Genomic DNA, 16,299 nt, shown 5'->3' with positions numbered 1-16,299 from the left:
GGTCTCACCTTCCCATCGACATCGCCTTCGATGGTATCGGATTTTGCACGGCGAGCAAAGCACATTTACAAATTAACTATCCAGTATATATAATTACGACATCGCTGAAAGGAGGTCGACGAGATTGCATCGATTCGAACCGAAAGTCCGAACGTGGAGCCGGACCTGGCGCGCGGCGGCTATCCTCGCATGGCTCCTCGCCGCTGCCTTACTCGCCGCGGTCTTCCCCGCGGCGTCCAAAGAGGAGATCAACCGCTCCACGCTTCTGCCCGCCTCGGCTCCCAGCCAGATGGCAGCCGTCCGAGTGCGGGATGCGTTCCCCGCATCGTCCGGCACGCCCGCCATCCTCGTCTTCTACAATCCGACCGGCATCTCCTCCGCCGATTGGGCTGCCATTCGCCGCACCGTGCGCGAACTTCGCACGCATCCCGTGACGGCTCAAACGCAGGTGCCCCAGCTCGATGCGCTCCCGCCCGGAGCTGCGGCGCGCTTCGCCTCGGATGACGGCAAAGTGGTGAGCTTCCCGGTGCTCCTGCGCGCGGACGCATCGCAGGACCAGCTGAATCAAGCCGTGGACGAGATCGATCAGGACCTCCGCCGCGCCGTCGGCGCCGACGCGCTCAATCGCGCACCGGACCGTCCCGGCCTGCACGCCTACGTGACGGGGCCAGTAGGCATTGCGGTCGACGCCACGCATCTGTTCCAGCATGCGGATCTCGCCCTACTCATCGCGACGACGTTGCTCGTGCTGGCACTCATGATCGTTCTTTACCGCTCGCCCATCCTGGCCTTGGTGCCGCTCGTGAGCGTCGGGATTGCATACACCGTCGTGAGCTCGCTGCTTGGCGCGTGGGCGCGTTACGGGGGCCTGACCTTCGACGCGCAGACCCTGTCTATCCTGACGGTGCTACTCTTTGGCGCCGGAACGGATTACTGCCTGTTCCTCATCGCCCGCTACCGCCAGGAGCTGCGGCGTCATGGGCGGCCGATCGACGCCTTGCGGGCTAGCTACAAGGGTGCGGCAGGTGCCATTCTGATGAGCGGCCTGACGGTGTCCGCCTCGCTGCTTTCGCTGTTGGCGGCGCGATCGCCGTCGTTTCACGAGTTCGCGATCCCCTTCAGCGTCGCGGTATTCGTGATGGCCCTCGTCGCCATCACCTTCGTGCCGGCGCTCATTGGCTCGCTTGGGCGCGCGGCGTTTTGGCCGCGAATTCCCCGCTATGAACCAGATGCGCCGGACGCAGGGCAACCAGGACGCGTCTCGCGTTGGCTCGGGCGGACAGCGGTGCGGCGCCGCACGCCGGTGGCCGTCCTTGGCTCGCTCGCCCTCGCCGCCTGCTGCCTCGCTCTGCCACACGTGCGCACCAGCTACGACCTGCTCTCGTCCTTCCCGGCGGACATGCCTTCGCGCGAAGGCTACGCCGTGCTGTCGGCCCACGAGAGCCCTGGTGCGCTCGCGCCCATCGACGTGCTGGTCGAGGGCGGCAGCCCCGAAGGTGCCGTCCGCGCCGTGCAATCGCTCGCCGCCGTCGAGCAGGTGCACCTGGTGGCGGTCCGTGACCATGCCCACGTGGCCTTGATGCAGGTGGAGCTGCGAACGAACCCTTATAGCGAAACCGCCATGGCGGCGCTGCCATCCATCGAGCGAGCTGCGGCTAAGGGCGCTTCAGCGGGCGGGCAAGCCGCGCACGTCTACCTGGCCGGCGAAACCGCCGCGCAAGAAGACACGCGAGCGATCACGGCTCGAGACACGCGGGTGGTCATCCCCATTGTGCTTGTCGCCATTGGGCTCCTCCTGCTCGTCTATTTGCGGTCGGTCGTCGCGCCGCTCTATCTCCTCGCGACCATCGTGCTCTCCTACGGCGCCGCCATGGGCCTTGGTTGGCTCGTGATTCGTGAGGTCCTCCATCAGCCCGCCATGCAGGGGGCTATCCCGCTTTACGCGTTCGTCTTTCTGGTGGCACTCGGGGAAGATTACAACATCTTCGTCATGTCGCGCATCTGGGAGGTCTGGCACCAGGGACGGGCTCACGCCGCCGTGGAACGGGGCGTCGCCGACACGGCAAGCGTCATCACTTCCGCCGGTCTCATCCTGGCAGGCACGTTTGCCATGCTCGCGTCGCTGCCCATCCAGGTGCTGCTGCAATTTGGCGTGGTCACGGCCATCGGCGTGCTGCTGGACACCTTCGTGGTGCGGCCCTGGATGGTCCCCGCCATCACCGCGATTCTCGGAGACGCGGCGCGGTGGCCGAGGGGCACCTAGCGCACAACGCCGGAAGCTGGTCCCATACAAAGTGAAAGGACCGCTCGTTAGAGCGGTCCTCTTTGGCGGAGCCGACGGGATTCGAACCCGCGATCTCCTGCGTGACAGGCAGGCATGTTAGGCCTCTACACCACGGCTCCATCTGGTTGCGGGGGCAGGACTCGAACCTGCGACCTTCGGGTTATGAGCCCGACGAGCTGCCAACTGCTCCACCCCGCGAGGTTGCTTTGCCGTTCGTCTAACGCGGCGAACGCTTTAGACTATAACACAGCATGCCCTTTTCGTCAAGCGCCATTCGGCGCCTCCATTTCAATTTCCAACAGCGGCTCCGGCTCGAACGGGCGATTCTCCGCCTGCCGCTCCGCGAGAAAGCGCCGGATCTGCTGCTTCACGTCCTGTACCGCGTGCCCCTTGTTTTGCCGCAGCGCCCGGCACATAGGGATCTCTGCGCATGTCGCCAGGTACATGCCGTCGGGCATCTGAAACGTCGAGATGTGAAGTTTCACCACACTCACTCCCCATCCCGATTCTACTCCAGCCCGCCCCTCCGCGCCAGTTTGGCTGGCTACGCCAGGTGCACGCGCACAATGTCGTCACCGCGGATGTCGCAGAGCGCCAGCGTGTGATTCACGTCTTCCACGAGCGCCCGCAGGATCTCGCCGCGCTCGTCTTCGGCCAAAGCCGGGTTCACCTCAATCACCTGATTCACGAGTAGATGGATGGAATCCACATTCGCTGGCCGAATGTGAACCGAGCGATCTCGCCGCCGCTGAAGATGGTGCACGCAGATGCGCTGAACCAGACAGACGACGAGCTGTCGTTCGCGCTCGGTGAGCCCTTGTTCCGGGTATCGGATTTGCAACTGCAGTCGGTCGGCCATGCGTCAAGCCCCTTGTCGGCAAGCCAATCTCCATTCTCTATCGATTTTACAAAGATCTGAACCGATTGTCTGCTGGTGATTGTTGCCTCTCGGGATCGCATGGCCGCGAACTGCCATCCACTTTCCGGCCAAGACCCTCAGTGATGGTAAATGGCCGCGCCGATGATGAACAGCACCGTGGCGACAACCCACCCGGTCAACCGGCGAGACCTCGGCGCTGACGGCGACGTCATCACGTGCAGGATGATGACCGCCACAATCATGATGATGGGGTGAAACACAAACGACCAGTTCGGCCTACGCACAATCCACGTGATGATGCCGAGCAACACCTGCAGGTCAAAGAGTCCGATGACGATACCGCGCAGCGCTCGAGGCAGCCCGCGCTGCGTCGCAATTTCCCACGCCGTCGCCAGGATGGCCAGAATGATGAGGATGACGCCGAAGATCATGTGCACGTGTCCCACTTGGGTGACACCTCCTTCCAAGGCAATACCCCGCCCGCATATTTTCGAGCCGCCCTCAAACACTATGCCGTGAACGAACGCCCAAGGAGGGATGCTTCATGAAAGCCGTGGCTGTGGAACCTGGTCTGACGCCGGTCAAAGAGTACCTTCAACGCCAAGGCTGTCAGGTGGTCGACATGTCCTCCCACATGGAGCCGTCGGTCGGCGCCGTCGTGATCACGGGGCTCGACAAGAACCTCATGGGCATGCAGAGCGCCATCCAGCAGGTCCCCGTCATCTCCGCGGACGGCCTTTCGCCTGAAGCCGTGTACGATCGCGTCAAGGATTACCTCCGCTGACTTCGCGTGACGTTGGCCCAAACGTGAGGCAGGGGAAAACGCCTGCCTCACAGGCTTTCGATATCCTGCAACACGAGCCGGGCGGCGCCCAGGACGCCCGCCTGATCCCCGAGTTTCGCCGGAACCAATCTGCACGCGCGCGCAACGCGGGCCAGCGCCTCACGTTGAAATGCCTCGCGGAGCGGCGCCATCAGCTGATCTCCCGCGTTCACGAGCCCGCCCGCGACGACGATGACGTCCGGGTTCAGGATGTTGGCGACAATCGCCAGCCCGACCGCAAGCCAATGAATCATGTCGTCAACCACCGCGCGCGCGGCCGGATGGCCCTCTGCTGCCAGCGCAAAGACGTCTTTCGCGGTGAGCTCTCCGCCGTCCGGGCTCTTGACGCCCGCCGCCACAGCGTGGCGCACGAGCGCGGTGGCCGAGGCGAGGGTCTCCAGGCAGCCGCGGTGGCCGCAGTTGCACAGTTCCCCGCCGTTTTTCACCATGATGTGACCGATTTCACCCGCCATGGTCGAAGCGCCGCGGTGAATGCGCCCGCCAATGACGATGCCGCCGCCGACACCGGTGCCGAGCGTCACGCAGAGCGCGGTGTGCGCGTTCTGACCCGCGCCGAGCCACACTTCGCCGAGCGCCGCGACGTTTGCGTCGTTGTCCACGCGGACAGGTTTGTCTAGCGACGCCTGGAGCAGATCCGCTAGGGGGACGTCTCGCCAATGCAGGTTGACCGCTTCCTCCACCCATCCGCGCTCCACGTCCAGGAAGCCCGCCATGCCCACACCCGCTCCCACGACGGAGTCCCACGCCACGGACGCCTCGTCCGCCATGGCACGAGCCTCTGCGCCGACCGTGCGGGAGAAGGCCTCCGGCCCCCGGTCGGGGGCCGTGGGGATGGACTTGTCCGCCAACACGCGGCCATCGCTTCGCACGATGGCCAATTTCACGTTTGTGCCGCCAATATCGATGCCAAGCGCAAGCTTCTGTTCCATCCGTTGCCCCTTCTCCTCTAGTCCCTTACGCCTTCAGGCGCGATCGCATCTCGTTCTTGTACGCCTCGACGCCCGGCTGATCGAACGGGTTGGTGCCCATGAGGTATCCCCCGACCGCGCAGGCGACTTCAAAGAAGTACACGAGTTCCCCGTAGAGCGACTCCGGATCGCCCTTCGCCCGAATCAGGATGTTGGGGACGCCGGCCTCGCTGTGGGCCACCATCACGGACTCCACGGCCACCTCCTGCAGCCGCGAGAACGAGACGCCGTTGAGATACGCGTTCTTCTCGTCGAGGCCGTGCGGCACCACGAGCTCCGGCTCGTCCGAGAAATGGACGTCGAGCACCGTCTCCACGAGGATCTTGCGCGCGTCTTGGACGTATTGCCCCATGGAGTGAAGATCCGTCGTGTACCGCAGCATCGTGGGAAAAAGGCCCGTGCCGTCCTTGCCCTGGCTCTCGCCGAACAACTGCTGCCACCAACCGGCGAAATCTGCGGCGCGCGGCTCGTACGTGACAAGCGCTTCCGCCACGAAGCCCTGCTGATACAGCACGTGGCGCGCAAGCGCGTACTTCACCGCCGGGTGATCCGCCACCTTGAGCTTCGAGAGCTCCTCGCGCATGCGCGCCGCGCCCTGCATCACGCGCTTGTAGTCGATCCCGGCCAGCGCCATCGGCAATAGCCCGACCGCTGTGAGCACCGAGTACCGCCCGCCGATGTCATCCGGAATGGGCAGGGTCACGTACTTCCGCTCGTCCGCGAACTGGCGCAGACTGCCCTTCTCGGCGTCCGTAATGGCGCAGATGCGCCGATTGGCCTCCTCGGCGCCGTACCGCTTCTCCAGGTATTCGCGAAACGTGTGGAAGACCGCGGAGGGCTCGAGCGTCGTGCCCGATTTGGAGACCACGACCAGCGTGACCTCCCGCTTGTCCAGGTATTGGAGCAGGTGCGCGTGATACGTCGGGCTAAGCTGCTGGCCCGCGAAAATCACCTGGTGCTCGCCCTCGCCCTCGCCCGTGAACGCGGGCTTCGCCATGGACAGGGCCGACTGCGCACCCAGGTACGACCCGCCAATGCCAATGACCACCGTCGCATTCGACTTCGCGCGAAAGTCGGCCGCAATGGCGTCCACATCGCGGTACAGCGCGCTATGATCCGCCGCCGGCCAGTCGATCCACCCTTTCCCGAAGGCGTCGCGATTCGGGTTATTCAACTCGCCGAGCGCGAACTCCGCCAAAGGCGCAAGCCGCGCCTCGTGTTCCTCCGTGAACCATCTTCTCGCTTTCTCCAGGGATAGTTCGATCACGTCTTCCCCTCCTAGCGTCGCGAATCTCCGAAAGTATCTTACCACAACGCGCGGACAAACCATTCCGCGCCGCCTATTCGTCCCGCTCCGGCACTCGGTTGAGCGCGTGCAGCCGCACGCCCTCCTCCTCGCGATACTCCAGGATGTTGAGGCAGGCGTTCTCCTGGACAATGCGGCGGTAATGGCGCGCGTCGAGCCCCAAAAGGCCGAGGATGAGCAGCCGGTTGAGCGTGTTGTGGGCGACGATGACGAGATCGCCCTCGCGATAGCGCGCCACGACGTCCAAAAAGGCGTCGACGGCCTCCTGTTGGCGCTCGTACAAGTTGTCCCCTCCAGGAATGCGCACCTCCTCCGGGTGTGCGAGCCACTCGGCGTACAGTTCCGGGTACAGCCGATTCACCTCGGCCCGCGTCAACCCCTCCCAGGCGCCAAACCCGACCTCGCGAAAGCCCTCGTGGGCGACAAGCGGGCAGTCCTCGGCCCCCTCCAGCGACTCGCGGATGGCCGTTGCGGTCTCGAGCGATCGGCGCAGGCCGGAGTGGATGATAGCGGCCGGGCGGACGCCGCGGATGAGCCGCGCGGCGCGGCGGGCCTGCTGCCATCCGAGCGCGGTTAGTCCCACGTCGGAGGTACCGCAGAACCGCTCGCCGTCCGCGTTATACACGGTCTGCCCGTGGCGGAACAAGTAGATCTTCACGTGGCGTTCACCTCTGCTGCGTCCACGCGCTCATAGGTTTCTGCGGGCTGCGAGAGGACCCACGGGCTCGCCTCCCCCACGGACACCATGCGCAGATCATGCATCGCGCGCGTGCAGGCCGTATACAAAAGCTGCCGGTCGAACGCCGTTTGGTACTGTTCCCGCGACGCGTTGGCGACGATGACGCCGTCGAACTCGACGCCCTTCGCCAGATACACCGGCGCCACCACGACGCCCGGCTCGAGGCTCACCGCGCGCTTGTCGAGGCGCCGAAGCTTCACGCCGAGCCGCTCCAGCGCTTTCGCCAGCCGCTCCGCCTCGGCCTGCGTCTTGGTCAGCACCGCCGTCGTCTGATACCCCGCATCCGCAAACTCGCCGAGCCACCGCGCGATCACGCCGGCCTGCTGCGCCTCGCCGGACACCTCCGCCAGCTGCGGCAGCGCGCCGTCGCGATCGAACGGCTGAATCTCCGCGCCCTTTTGCGCCATGCCGCGCGTAAAGAGCACAATCTGCTTCGTCGAGCGATAGCTCTGCCCAAACGCCACCCGGACAAGCCCGGGGAAGAGCCGCGCCATCTCGTCCTCCTCGAGGATACCGGGAAGATGAGGCGACACGAGCTGCTCTGGATCGCCGAGCATGGTGATGCGGCTGTAGGGGAAGAGGCTGCGGATGAGGCGCAACTGAAGCACGGAGTAGTCCTGCACCTCGTCCACCAACACGTGCCGGATGGGCGCGCTCACCGCGCGGCCGAGGATCTGCTCCTTCATATACAGGTACGGCGTCGCGTCCTCGTACCAGAGCGTGCCCTCGTCCATCTCGCGCACGGTCTGGCGGCAGATCTGAGCCCAATCGTCCGGATGAAAGCCCTCGGGCGGGTTCGACGCCGCCTGTTCGAACCAAGCGCGGTACATCCCCGCCGTGTCCACGAAGCGAAGCGTCTCCACGAAGTGGCGCACGGGCCGAAGCATCCGGCGAAGCACCTCGCGTCCGAGCAGCCGGCGCGCCTCCTCCTGCTCGTCCAGTTCCGGGCGCTCGCGCTTGCGCTTGGCCGCCGTGCGCTCCGCGCGCCGGTACGCCTCGTCCGGCAGCCCGTCCACGGCTTTCTGCACCCAGTCGGAAAGCGCCTCGTCGCGCTCGAACTGGCGCAGGCGATGCAAGAGTTCGTCCTTGACGAGATCCACGCGAAGCGGGAGGCGAAGCCTTGGATCCGTCCTATCGAACGCCGCCTTGACGTCGGTCGCCGTCGCGATGACGCGCCCCTCCACCAGAATGGGATGGAAGCGCATCCGCGGCGCGAGGCCGGCGACGTAGCGATCCATCTCGTCCGCAAAGGCCTTCGACGCCTTGTACCGCACGGCCCTCGCCATGCGACTGTCCTCGCCCGCCTCGAGCAGGCGCTCCATTTGATCGAAGGGATCTTCGACGACGAACTCGTCCTGAAGCCTGGCGCAGAGATAGTCGTAGAATGTCGCCTGTTCGATGTTGTCCTCGCCGAGCTCGGGCAGCACGTTCGAGACGTACGACATGAAAAGCGGATTCGGCGAGAAAAAGAGCATCTGGCGCGCGTCGAGATCGCCCCGGTGCTTGTACAAAAGATACGCGGCGCGCTGGAGAGCGGCCGACGTCTTGCCGCTGCCGGCCGCGCCGGTGACAAGGAGCGCCGGCGACTCGTCGTCGCGGATGACGACATTCTGTTGGCGCTGGATGGTCGCGACGATGTTGTGCATCTGCGCATCGGAGCGGCGCGACAGGGCGTACATGAGGAGCTCGTCCCCGATGGTCAGCCCTGCATCAAACATGGCCAAGATGGTGCCGCCGCGGATGACGAATTGGCGCTTGAGCTTGAGCTCGCCCCGCACTATCCCGGCCGGCGCCTTGAACGACGCCGGCCCCGGCAGTGCGTCGTAGTACACGCTCGAGATGGGCGCGCGCCAGTCGTGCACGAGGAAGGTATGATCTCGCTCATCGCGAAACGACGCGATTCCGATGTAGATGGGCTCGGCCTCGCTTTCGCCTTCGTATTGGAAGTCAATTCGCGCGAAAAACGGCGACGAAATCTGGCGCTCCAGGGTGCGCTTGGTCTGCGCCGCCTGTTGGTGACGCCGCTCCCGCTCGCCGAGGACCTCCGCCTGCTGGCGGATGGCAAAGTGGGTTTCGACGAGATCGTCCAAGGTGCTCAGGTTGATGGTGACATCGTCCCAGAAGTGCCGGCGAAATTCGACGATCTCGCCGCGCACGCCGCGCAAGACGCCTTCAAGCTCCGCGAGCTTGGCGCGCATGGCGGCCACGACGCGATCGACGTAGGCTTGTTCCGCCCGCCATGCTGGGTGTTGCGCTGAGGGTTGTCCTTCCATGCGATGTTCCTCCTTCGGCGTGGCGCTCTGCGAACGGCGCGACGACCTTCGCGGTCCGCGCGACGCCGTCTCAACAGACGGAGGCGCTCCCGTCAGGAGCGGGGGAGCGCCTCGATGGAGTTCTCCGTATCAGTTTACACCGTTTTGGGCTCCGCGCGCCCAAGGCGGCGGAAGAAACCCGCGAAAATGACCACGCCGATGACGATAAACGCCACTGTGTAGATGGCGAGCTCCGCGAGATCGCGCGCCATCAGGGGCGGATTGCCGCCGCCGATGAGATAGCGGAATCCGCTCACGGTGGCGTTCATCGGCAGCCAGGGCCCCACCGCCTGGAAGAAGCGGGGGGACAGGTTCACGGGGTAGGTTCCCGATGTCGACGTGAGCTGCAGAATGAGCAGCACCACGCCGAGGAAGCGGCCGGGATTGTCGAGCAGCGCCACCAGCGCGAGCAAGATGGACGCAAAAGTCGTGCTCGCAAGCAGCGAAAACAGCACAAATTCGACAGGATGCGCCGTGTGTACCCCGATGAGGCCGAGCACGACAGCGTCGGCGATGAGCGCCTGCGTCCACGCAATGGCGACGACGAGCAGCCACTTGGAGAAGAACCACGCGACGCCGTTTTTCGGTTCGCCGTAAGGCTCACGGAACGGGAAGATGACGCTCATCATCAGCACGCCAACGTACAGCCCGAGCGATAGAAAATACGGCGCCAAGCCGTTCCCGTACGTCTGAATGTCGCCGAGCTCCACCTGGCGCAGGGAAACCGGGTGCGCCACGGCTGTCAGCACGGCGCCGCCGTGGAGCGCCTGTAGCTTGGACGCGCCACTTGTGAGATTCGAAGCGAGATCGGCGGAACCGCTCGCAAGCTTGCCCACGCCCGCCTGATAGGCGCCGAGGCCGTTTGCAAGCTTCTCGGCGCCGCTTGCGAGCGAGGCCGCGCCGCCCGCGAGAGCGTGGTTTCCATCCGCGAGCTTGGTGGCACCGGCCTGAAGCTGCAACAACCCGTCGTGCAGCGCGGACGAAGCCTGCTGCGCGCGGCCTGTGCCCGCCGCAAGACCCTTCGCCCCTTGCGCGATTTGGCCGGCGCCCGAGGCGAGTTGGCCGGACGCCGCCGCCAACCGTGCGCCTCCTTCCGCCACGCCGCTTGCGCCCTGCGCCAACCGCTGAAGCCCCTGTTGCAGCGGGGCCGCGCCGGCTTCCGCCTGCGTCAGCCCAGACGCAAGCGACGATGCGCCCGAAGCCACCTGCGCGGCCCCTTGCGACAGCCCTTCCGCGCCCGCCGCGAGTTGCTGATTGGCCGACGCGGTCTTCGAAGCACCGGATGCCACTTCGGCGCTCGCCGTGAGGAGTTGTTGGAAGGCAGGCGTCCCGGCGAGCGCCGGATTGGCCTTCGCCAACTGCTGAAGTCCTTCCGCCAACTGTGCTGCACCGGATGCCACCTGTTGCGATCCCGCCGCGGTCTGATTCGCAGCCTGTGCAAATTGGGACGCGTTTTGCGCGAGCGACTCGGCACCAGACGCGAGATGAGACGCGCCGGTATCCAACTGGCCTAGGCTGGTCGTCAGCTTGCCCGCGCCCGCGGCCAGCTGGGAAGCGCCCTGTCCGACCTGTTGAGCCCCTGCGCCAAGCTTCTCCCCTGCCTCGCCGAAGGCGCGCGCTTGGTTGGCCCAGGACGAAGCGCCCTGCGCGAGCGCCTCGGCGCCTTGGTTCAGCCGCGAAAGGCCCGCGTTCAAGCGGTCCGCACCGGACACGGCCTGCGACGCACCTTGCGCCAGCGCCCCCGCGCCCTGAGACGCCTGATAAAGTCCACCTTCCAGGCGATTCGCGCCCGCAGCCAACTGGGACGCTCCACTCACGAGCAACTCGCCTTTCGCCTCAAGCTCTCGCCCGCCGGAGGCGAGCGCATCCGCGGCCTTCGCCGCCTTGTGAAGCCCCGCGCCCGAGCTTTCGAGCGCATCGACCAGCGACGCCGTGTAGGACTTCGCAAGTCCCAGCGCCGTCTCCGACGCGAGCTTCACCGCCGCGTTCCGCCCCATGACGCCTTCGATATAGTTGTACCGGTCATTCGTGACGCTCGTGATCTCCGGCGCGGGCGCACCGGTATGTTCGGCCCTATTGACGGCGCGCTTCGAAAAGTCGCGCGGGATGACGATTTCCATCGCGTACGCCCCGTCCGCCATCCCGGCCGAGGCCTCGGCCGGCGTCACGAAATGCCAGCCGAGGCTGTGATCGCTTTTCAACTTCTCGACGAGGTCTCGCCCCGCGTTCAAGCGCTCGCCGTGAAACGAGGCGCCCGCATCCTCGTTGACCACGGCCACCGGCAGGCGGTCGAGATGGCCATACGGGTTCCAGAACGCCCAGAGAAACGCACTCGCGTACAACACCGGGATGAGCGCGATCCCGACGGCTTGCACCATCATCTTGGGTTTTCTTAGCCTCGCGAACTCCTGAAAGACATTGCCGCGCGCAGCGCCTTCGGAAGCACTGGTCATCCGCCTCACCTCTCCTGCTCAGTCTGCGCGGTCGCGGGCTCGCCATCGCCGGGCCTCAGGCGCAAACCGTCGACAAACAGGCCCGTGAAAAGGTCGTACAGCTCCTCTTCCGAGAGCGCACCTTCCGCAGGCGAAAAGTCGCGCAACACTGCCGTGTACGCGCGCAACAGGACGAACGCCACGAGGTCCAGCCGGCACGGCCGTACCACACCAAGATCCACGCCGCGCTTCAGATGACGCGCGAGATAATCTAGGATGGCGGTCTCAAGCTCCTGCAGACCTGCGCGTGCCTCCGCCGTCCCAAACTGACGGACCTCCTGGACGAGCTTCGAGAGCATGGCGTGATCGGCGCGAAACCGCATGAGCGCGCGCAGACCTCGCTCGAGATTGCGAAAGTAGTCGTCGCCATCCACCTGGGCCGACTCGAACGCGTCCCGCACCTGCGCGATGACCCCGCGCAGCATGTGCTGAAACAGCGCTTCCTTGCTCGGGAAGTGGAGATAAATGGCCCCCTTGCTCACACCCGCGAGCCGGGCGATCTGATCCATCGTCGTGCCCTTGTAGCCAAATTCGGAGAACGCGCGCTTGGCGGCCTCCTCAATGCGATCCCGCATGGTCATCCCTCGCTTTCTGCGCGCTGTGGCGCTCTGACCAAAATTCTAATTTAGTCATTTGGTCATTGCAAGTGCATCGCTTGCGCCGGCCGACAGGATTTCCTCGACACGAGGGCGAACAGTTTAGCGCAGGACACCGCGGCGACACCGCGGAAATTGGTCGGCGATGGGGGAAGGCCCATGGACGCGATATTGGTGACAGGATTCGAACCGTTTCAGGGCGAGGCGCTCAACCCTTCGTGGGAGGTGGCGAGATCGCTCGCGGGCGAGACCGTGGGCGTCCACTATCGGGTGATTGCGCGGCGCCTGCCCACAGTGTACGGCCGGGCCGGAGAGGAACTCGTGAGCGCCATCCGAGAGGTCAGGCCGCGCGCCGTCGTCTGCCTGGGCGAAGCCGGCGGCCGCACGCACGTGACCCCGGAGCGCATCGCCATCAATATCATGGACGCGCGCATCCCGGACAATGCGGGCCAAAAGCCCATCGACGAACCCATCGCGCCGGACGGGCCCGCCGCCTACTTCTCGACGCTTCCGATTCGCGCCATGGTCAAAGCCATGTGCGGCGCCGGCGTTCCCGCGTACATCTCGAACACGGCGGGGACCTTCGTGTGCAATGACACGTTCTATCGCCTGATGCACTTCATCGCCGCAGAGTCGCCGGGCATCATCGGAGGCTTTATTCACGTGCCGTACATGACTGAACAGGTCCTTCACAAACAGGCGCCGTCCCTGCCGCTCACCACCCTGGTGGCAGGCGTCCGGACTGCGCTTGCCGTCGTCGCCTCGGCGCTCGGGCCGGCGGGCGTGCCGAAGTGCTAGCGGGACGCGGGCTGGGGACAGAAGTCGCCTCCAAGTCCCCACCCGCGCCCCTGCGCATCACCACGCGGCAATCGCCCCATCCGCCCGAGGCTCGGTCGCCCCTGCCAAAGCGCCGCTTTCCAGGCGCCAGATGACCTGTCCGCGGCCAAAAGGCGTGCCGTCGTCTGTCACCTCGATCTCGTGGCCGCGCGCCCGCAGTTTGGCGATCACGTCCTCGCCCAAGGCCGCCTCCGCCAGCACGCGCTTCCCCTGCAGCCACTGCCAGCGCGGCGCGTCGAGCGCCGACTGTGGGTTGCGGGCGAGATCGAGCATCTGCGCGAGCACCTGGACGTGGCCCTGCGGCTGCATGAAACCGCCCATGACGCCAAACGGCCCCACGGGCTCGCCCCCGCGCGTGAGAAAGCCGGGGATGATGGTGTGGTACGGGCGCTTGCGGGGGCCGAGGGCGTTCGGGTGCGACGGGTCCATGGAAAAATTGTGCCCGCGGTTCTGCAACGAAACGCCGGTCCCCGGGACGACGATGCCGCTGCCAAAGCCCATGTAGTTGCTCTGGATGTACGACACCATGTTGCCCTCGCCGTCCGCGGCGCAGAGATACACGGTGCCCCCGTAGTACGGGCGCTCCACCTCAGGCAGGTGTGCCTCATCGCCGATCTTCGCGCGAAGCGCCTCCAAGTGGTCCTTTGACACGAGCGACGCGGGCGAAACGCGCATAAAGCGGGGGTCTGCCACTTCGCGCAGCGCCACATCGAACGACAGCTTGATGGCCTCGAGCATGGCGTGGGCGCGATCCGCCTCATCCATGCGGGCGAGATCGAGCCCATCGAGTGCACCGAGCGCCATGAGCGCCACGATGCCCTGGCCGTTCGGCGGTAATTCCCACACCTCGAAACCGCGATAGCGCACCGAGAGCGGATCGACCCACTCGGGAGCGTAGGCGGCGAGATCGGCCTTGGTCAAAAGCCCGCTTGTCTCGCGTGCGAACGCGTCGATGGCGTCGGCAATTTCGCCCTCGTAAAATGCGCGCCCGCCGGACGAAGCAATCGCTTCCAAGGTGCGCGCGCCGTCCGGATTGCGGAAGAGATCTCCTGGGCCGGGGACTTCGCCTTCTGGCGCGAAGAGGCGGAAGAACGGCTCGTGCGCTGCTCCCGTCAGCCGCCCGCGGTGCGCCTCCATCGCGCGGCGCCAATTCTTCGCGGTCACCGGCTGCACCGGAAAGCCTTCGCGGGCGAGCGCCGCGGCGGGCGCGAGCACGTCCTTGAGCGGCAGCCGGCCGAATCGCTCGACGAGGGCCGCCCACGCGGCCGGCGCGCCGGGCACGGTCACGGGCAGCCAGCCGTGCGTCGGCAGCTCGCGCAGTCCGCGGCGCTCAAGCTCCTCCCGCGTCAGCCGCTCGGGCGAGTGGCCGCTGGCGTTGAGGCCGTACAACTTGCCAGCTTTCCAAACGATGGCGAACGCGTCGCTGCCGATGCCGTTGGAGGTCGGCTCCACGATGGCGAGAGCAGCCGCAGCCGCCACCACCGCGTCGATGGCGTTGCCGCCGCGCCGAAGGACCTCGAGCCCCGCCTCAGAGGCGAGCGGCTGCGTCGTCGCAACCATCCCCCGCCTGGCGAACACGACCGTGCGCCGCGAAGCAAACTCGTACGTCGTCGCATCCCAATGAGGCTTTACCATCTCTCGTCCCCCTCTCCGCCGCAAGCGGCCTTACACCTCGCTCGCCCACCGCCCGCCGCGGAAGATGGGCACCGTGCGGCCGTCCTGAAGCACCGCGTCGATGTCGAGATGAGGCGAGCCAATCATGAAGTCCACGTGCATGAGGCTGTCGTTCAAGCCGTGCGCCTCCCAGTCCTCGTGCGCGAGCTGGTGGCCGCCCTCGATGAGCGGATACGCGCGGCCGATGGCCAAGTGGCAGCTGGCGTTCTCATCAAACAGCGTGTTGTAGAAGATCCGGTTCATCTGCGCGATGGGCGAGTCCACGGGCACGAGCGCCACCTCGCCGAGGTAGTGGCTGCCCTCGTCCGCCTCGATAATGGCCTTGAGCGCCTCCTCGCCCTTCTGCGCGCTGTACTCGACAATGCGCCCGTTTTCGAAGCGCAGGCGGATGCCTTCGATGAGCGAACCACCGTGATTGAGCGGCATGGTGCTCGTAACCGTGCCGTTCACGCCGGTCTTCTTGGGCGCCGTGAACACCTCTTCCGTCGGGATATTCGCGACGAAGCGAAGTCCCTGGACGTCGGGATGGCCGGCCGCCTCAAAGTAGTGGCCCTCCGCGAGCTCGATGGTGAGATCCGTGCCGGGCGCCCGATAGTGCAGCGCGTGAATCTTGAGGCCGTTCAGCCAGGCCGCTCGGCGCTTCAGGTTGGCGATGTGCTGCTCCCAGTCCGCGATGGGATCTTCGCCCGTCGCCCTTGACGCCTGCAGGATATCCCGCCAGAGCGCTTCGAACCGCTCCTCGCGCGGCAACTCCGGGTGCACCGCGTCGGCCCAAGCCTGCGTCGGCGCCGAGGCGAGCGTCCAGCGATATTTGTCGCTTGTGCGCTCATTGTCGAATGGCCGGAAGGCCTCTCGCACCGCCCGCTCCGCCTGCTCGACGCGATCGCGCGGGATACCGGCAAACAGCGCCGGATCGCTCGCCGGCATGGCGATGTACGCAGCGCCCATCTCCGCGAGGCGCTCCACCCACTCGACTTGCCACTTGGCGCGCTGTCGCAGAATGGCGAGATCCGCGCGCTTGACCGTCTCGCGCAGCCACCACTCGTCGCCCCAGTCGATGTGCACGTAGCTCGCTCCCGCGTCGTAGGCGGCCTGCGCGAGAAGCCTTGCAAACGGCACCTGGTCCGGATACACCTGGCGCGATCCGAAGCCAATGACGAGCGGTTGGCCCGGCTGCAGATTCACCCCCACCCGCACGATGAGTTCTGCATATTTGCGCAATGGTTCGATCACGTCGTTCGCTCCCCTTGTCAGCCATGAATGCGATTCTGCACGAACGCTCCTCCCCCACTATATCAAATCGCGCGAGTTCACGAGAGCTTCACACAAGGGACACACTTCCTTCGCAGGCGATTCACAGACGACGC

General features: G+C 65.7%; 14 protein-coding genes and 2 tRNA genes. 3 read left to right on the top strand and 13 right to left on the bottom strand.

Going from position 1 to position 16,299, the window contains the following annotated elements:
* Positions 1-124: 124 nt before the first annotated feature.
* The gene (locus tag TC41_RS00520; RefSeq protein WP_014463008.1) at positions 125-2,263 is read left to right on the top strand and encodes an MMPL family transporter; all 2,139 of its coding nucleotides are present in this window, start codon (positions 125-127) and stop codon (positions 2,261-2,263) included.
* Between the two features lie 63 nt (positions 2,264-2,326).
* On the opposite strand, the gene TC41_RS00515 is transcribed toward TC41_RS00520, so the two are convergent.
* From TC41_RS00515 to TC41_RS00495, 5 genes are all read right to left on the bottom strand, one after another.
* Positions 2,327-2,403: transfer RNA gene (locus tag TC41_RS00515), tRNA-Asp, on the bottom strand.
* A 3-nt stretch (positions 2,404-2,406) separates the two neighbouring features.
* Positions 2,407-2,482: transfer RNA gene (locus TC41_RS00510), tRNA-Met, on the bottom strand.
* Positions 2,483-2,547: 65 nt separating this feature from the next.
* Positions 2,548-2,769 (bottom strand): hypothetical protein, encoded by a 222-nt coding sequence (locus tag TC41_RS00505; RefSeq protein ID WP_148260080.1) that lies wholly within the window; start codon positions 2,767-2,769, stop codon positions 2,548-2,550.
* 59 nt (positions 2,770-2,828) lie between these two features.
* Positions 2,829-3,143, bottom strand: coding sequence for a hypothetical protein (locus tag TC41_RS00500; RefSeq protein ID WP_041694828.1), 315 nt, complete (start codon positions 3,141-3,143; stop codon positions 2,829-2,831).
* A 137-nt stretch (positions 3,144-3,280) separates the two neighbouring features.
* A complete protein-coding gene (locus tag TC41_RS00495; protein ID WP_014463004.1) occupies positions 3,281-3,610 on the bottom strand; it encodes a hypothetical protein in 330 nt (109 codons plus the stop codon).
* Positions 3,611-3,708: 98 nt separating this feature from the next.
* On the opposite strand from TC41_RS00495, the gene TC41_RS00490 reads away from it, so the two are divergent.
* Entirely contained in the window at positions 3,709-3,948 is a 240-nt protein-coding gene (locus TC41_RS00490; RefSeq protein WP_014463003.1) for a YkuS family protein, read from the top strand.
* Between the two features lie 47 nt (positions 3,949-3,995).
* On the opposite strand, the gene TC41_RS00485 is transcribed toward TC41_RS00490, so the two are convergent.
* The 6 genes from TC41_RS00485 to TC41_RS00460 all read right to left on the bottom strand — a co-directional run bounded on the left by TC41_RS00485 (position 3,996) and on the right by TC41_RS00460 (position 12,400).
* On the bottom strand, positions 3,996-4,937 hold the full coding sequence (locus TC41_RS00485) for an ROK family protein (RefSeq protein ID WP_014463002.1): 942 nt from the start codon (positions 4,935-4,937) through the stop codon (positions 3,996-3,998).
* Between the two features lie 25 nt (positions 4,938-4,962).
* Complete coding sequence (locus TC41_RS00480) at positions 4,963-6,243, bottom strand: glucose-6-phosphate isomerase (protein ID WP_014463001.1); 1,281 nt, start codon at positions 6,241-6,243, stop codon at positions 4,963-4,965.
* A gap of 73 nt (positions 6,244-6,316) precedes the next feature.
* Positions 6,317-6,940: a histidine phosphatase family protein gene (locus tag TC41_RS00475; protein ID WP_014463000.1), complete on the bottom strand. Its 624-nt coding sequence runs from the start codon at positions 6,938-6,940 to the stop codon at positions 6,317-6,319.
* Positions 6,937-9,294, bottom strand: coding sequence for an RNA polymerase recycling motor HelD (gene helD / locus TC41_RS00470; protein ID WP_014462999.1), 2,358 nt, complete (start codon positions 9,292-9,294; stop codon positions 6,937-6,939). The genes TC41_RS00475 and helD overlap by 4 nt, the downstream gene beginning before the upstream one ends.
* 134 nt (positions 9,295-9,428) lie before the next feature.
* On the bottom strand, positions 9,429-11,786 hold the full coding sequence (locus TC41_RS00465) for a YhgE/Pip family protein (protein WP_014462998.1): 2,358 nt from the start codon (positions 11,784-11,786) through the stop codon (positions 9,429-9,431).
* 5 nt (positions 11,787-11,791) lie between these two features.
* Entirely contained in the window at positions 11,792-12,400 is a 609-nt protein-coding gene (locus TC41_RS00460; RefSeq protein WP_237699985.1) for a TetR/AcrR family transcriptional regulator, read from the bottom strand.
* Positions 12,401-12,580: 180 nt separating this feature from the next.
* Here TC41_RS00460 and pcp point away from each other — a divergent pair, with 180 nt between their 5' ends.
* Complete coding sequence (pcp, locus tag TC41_RS00455) at positions 12,581-13,219, top strand: pyroglutamyl-peptidase I (RefSeq protein ID WP_014462996.1); 639 nt, start codon at positions 12,581-12,583, stop codon at positions 13,217-13,219.
* 57 nt (positions 13,220-13,276) lie between these two features.
* On the opposite strand, the gene TC41_RS00450 is transcribed toward pcp, so the two are convergent.
* Positions 13,277-14,893, bottom strand: coding sequence for a gamma-glutamyltransferase family protein (locus TC41_RS00450; RefSeq protein WP_014462995.1), 1,617 nt, complete (start codon positions 14,891-14,893; stop codon positions 13,277-13,279).
* Between the two features lie 30 nt (positions 14,894-14,923).
* A complete protein-coding gene (locus TC41_RS00445) occupies positions 14,924-16,165 on the bottom strand; it encodes an aminopeptidase (protein WP_014462994.1) in 1,242 nt (413 codons plus the stop codon).
* Between the last annotated feature and the right edge of the window lie 134 nt (positions 16,166-16,299).

Source organism: Alicyclobacillus acidocaldarius subsp. acidocaldarius Tc-4-1, assembly GCF_000219875.1.
Taxonomy (GTDB): domain Bacteria; phylum Bacillota; class Bacilli; order Alicyclobacillales; family Alicyclobacillaceae; genus Alicyclobacillus; species Alicyclobacillus acidocaldarius_A.
This window is presented reverse-complemented; position numbering and strand designations above follow the sequence as displayed.

Coding starts and splice junctions, on each gene's coding strand:
- TC41_RS00500 (WP_041694828.1), bottom strand. CDS start 3,143: ATGGCCGACCGACTGCAGTTGCAAATCCGATACCCGGAACAAGGGCTC.
- TC41_RS00490 (WP_014463003.1), top strand. CDS start 3,709: ATGAAAGCCGTGGCTGTGGAACCTGGTCTGACGCCGGTCAAAGAGTAC.
- TC41_RS00485 (WP_014463002.1), bottom strand. CDS start 4,937: ATGGAACAGAAGCTTGCGCTTGGCATCGATATTGGCGGCACAAACGTG.
- helD (WP_014462999.1), bottom strand. CDS start 9,294: ATGGAAGGACAACCCTCAGCGCAACACCCAGCATGGCGGGCGGAACAA.
- TC41_RS00465 (WP_014462998.1), bottom strand. CDS start 11,786: ATGACCAGTGCTTCCGAAGGCGCTGCGCGCGGCAATGTCTTTCAGGAG.
- TC41_RS00460 (WP_237699985.1), bottom strand. CDS start 12,400: ATGCGGGATCGCATTGAGGAGGCCGCCAAGCGCGCGTTCTCCGAATTT.
- pcp (WP_014462996.1), top strand. CDS start 12,581: ATGGACGCGATATTGGTGACAGGATTCGAACCGTTTCAGGGCGAGGCG.
- TC41_RS00450 (WP_014462995.1), bottom strand. CDS start 14,893: ATGGTAAAGCCTCATTGGGATGCGACGACGTACGAGTTTGCTTCGCGG.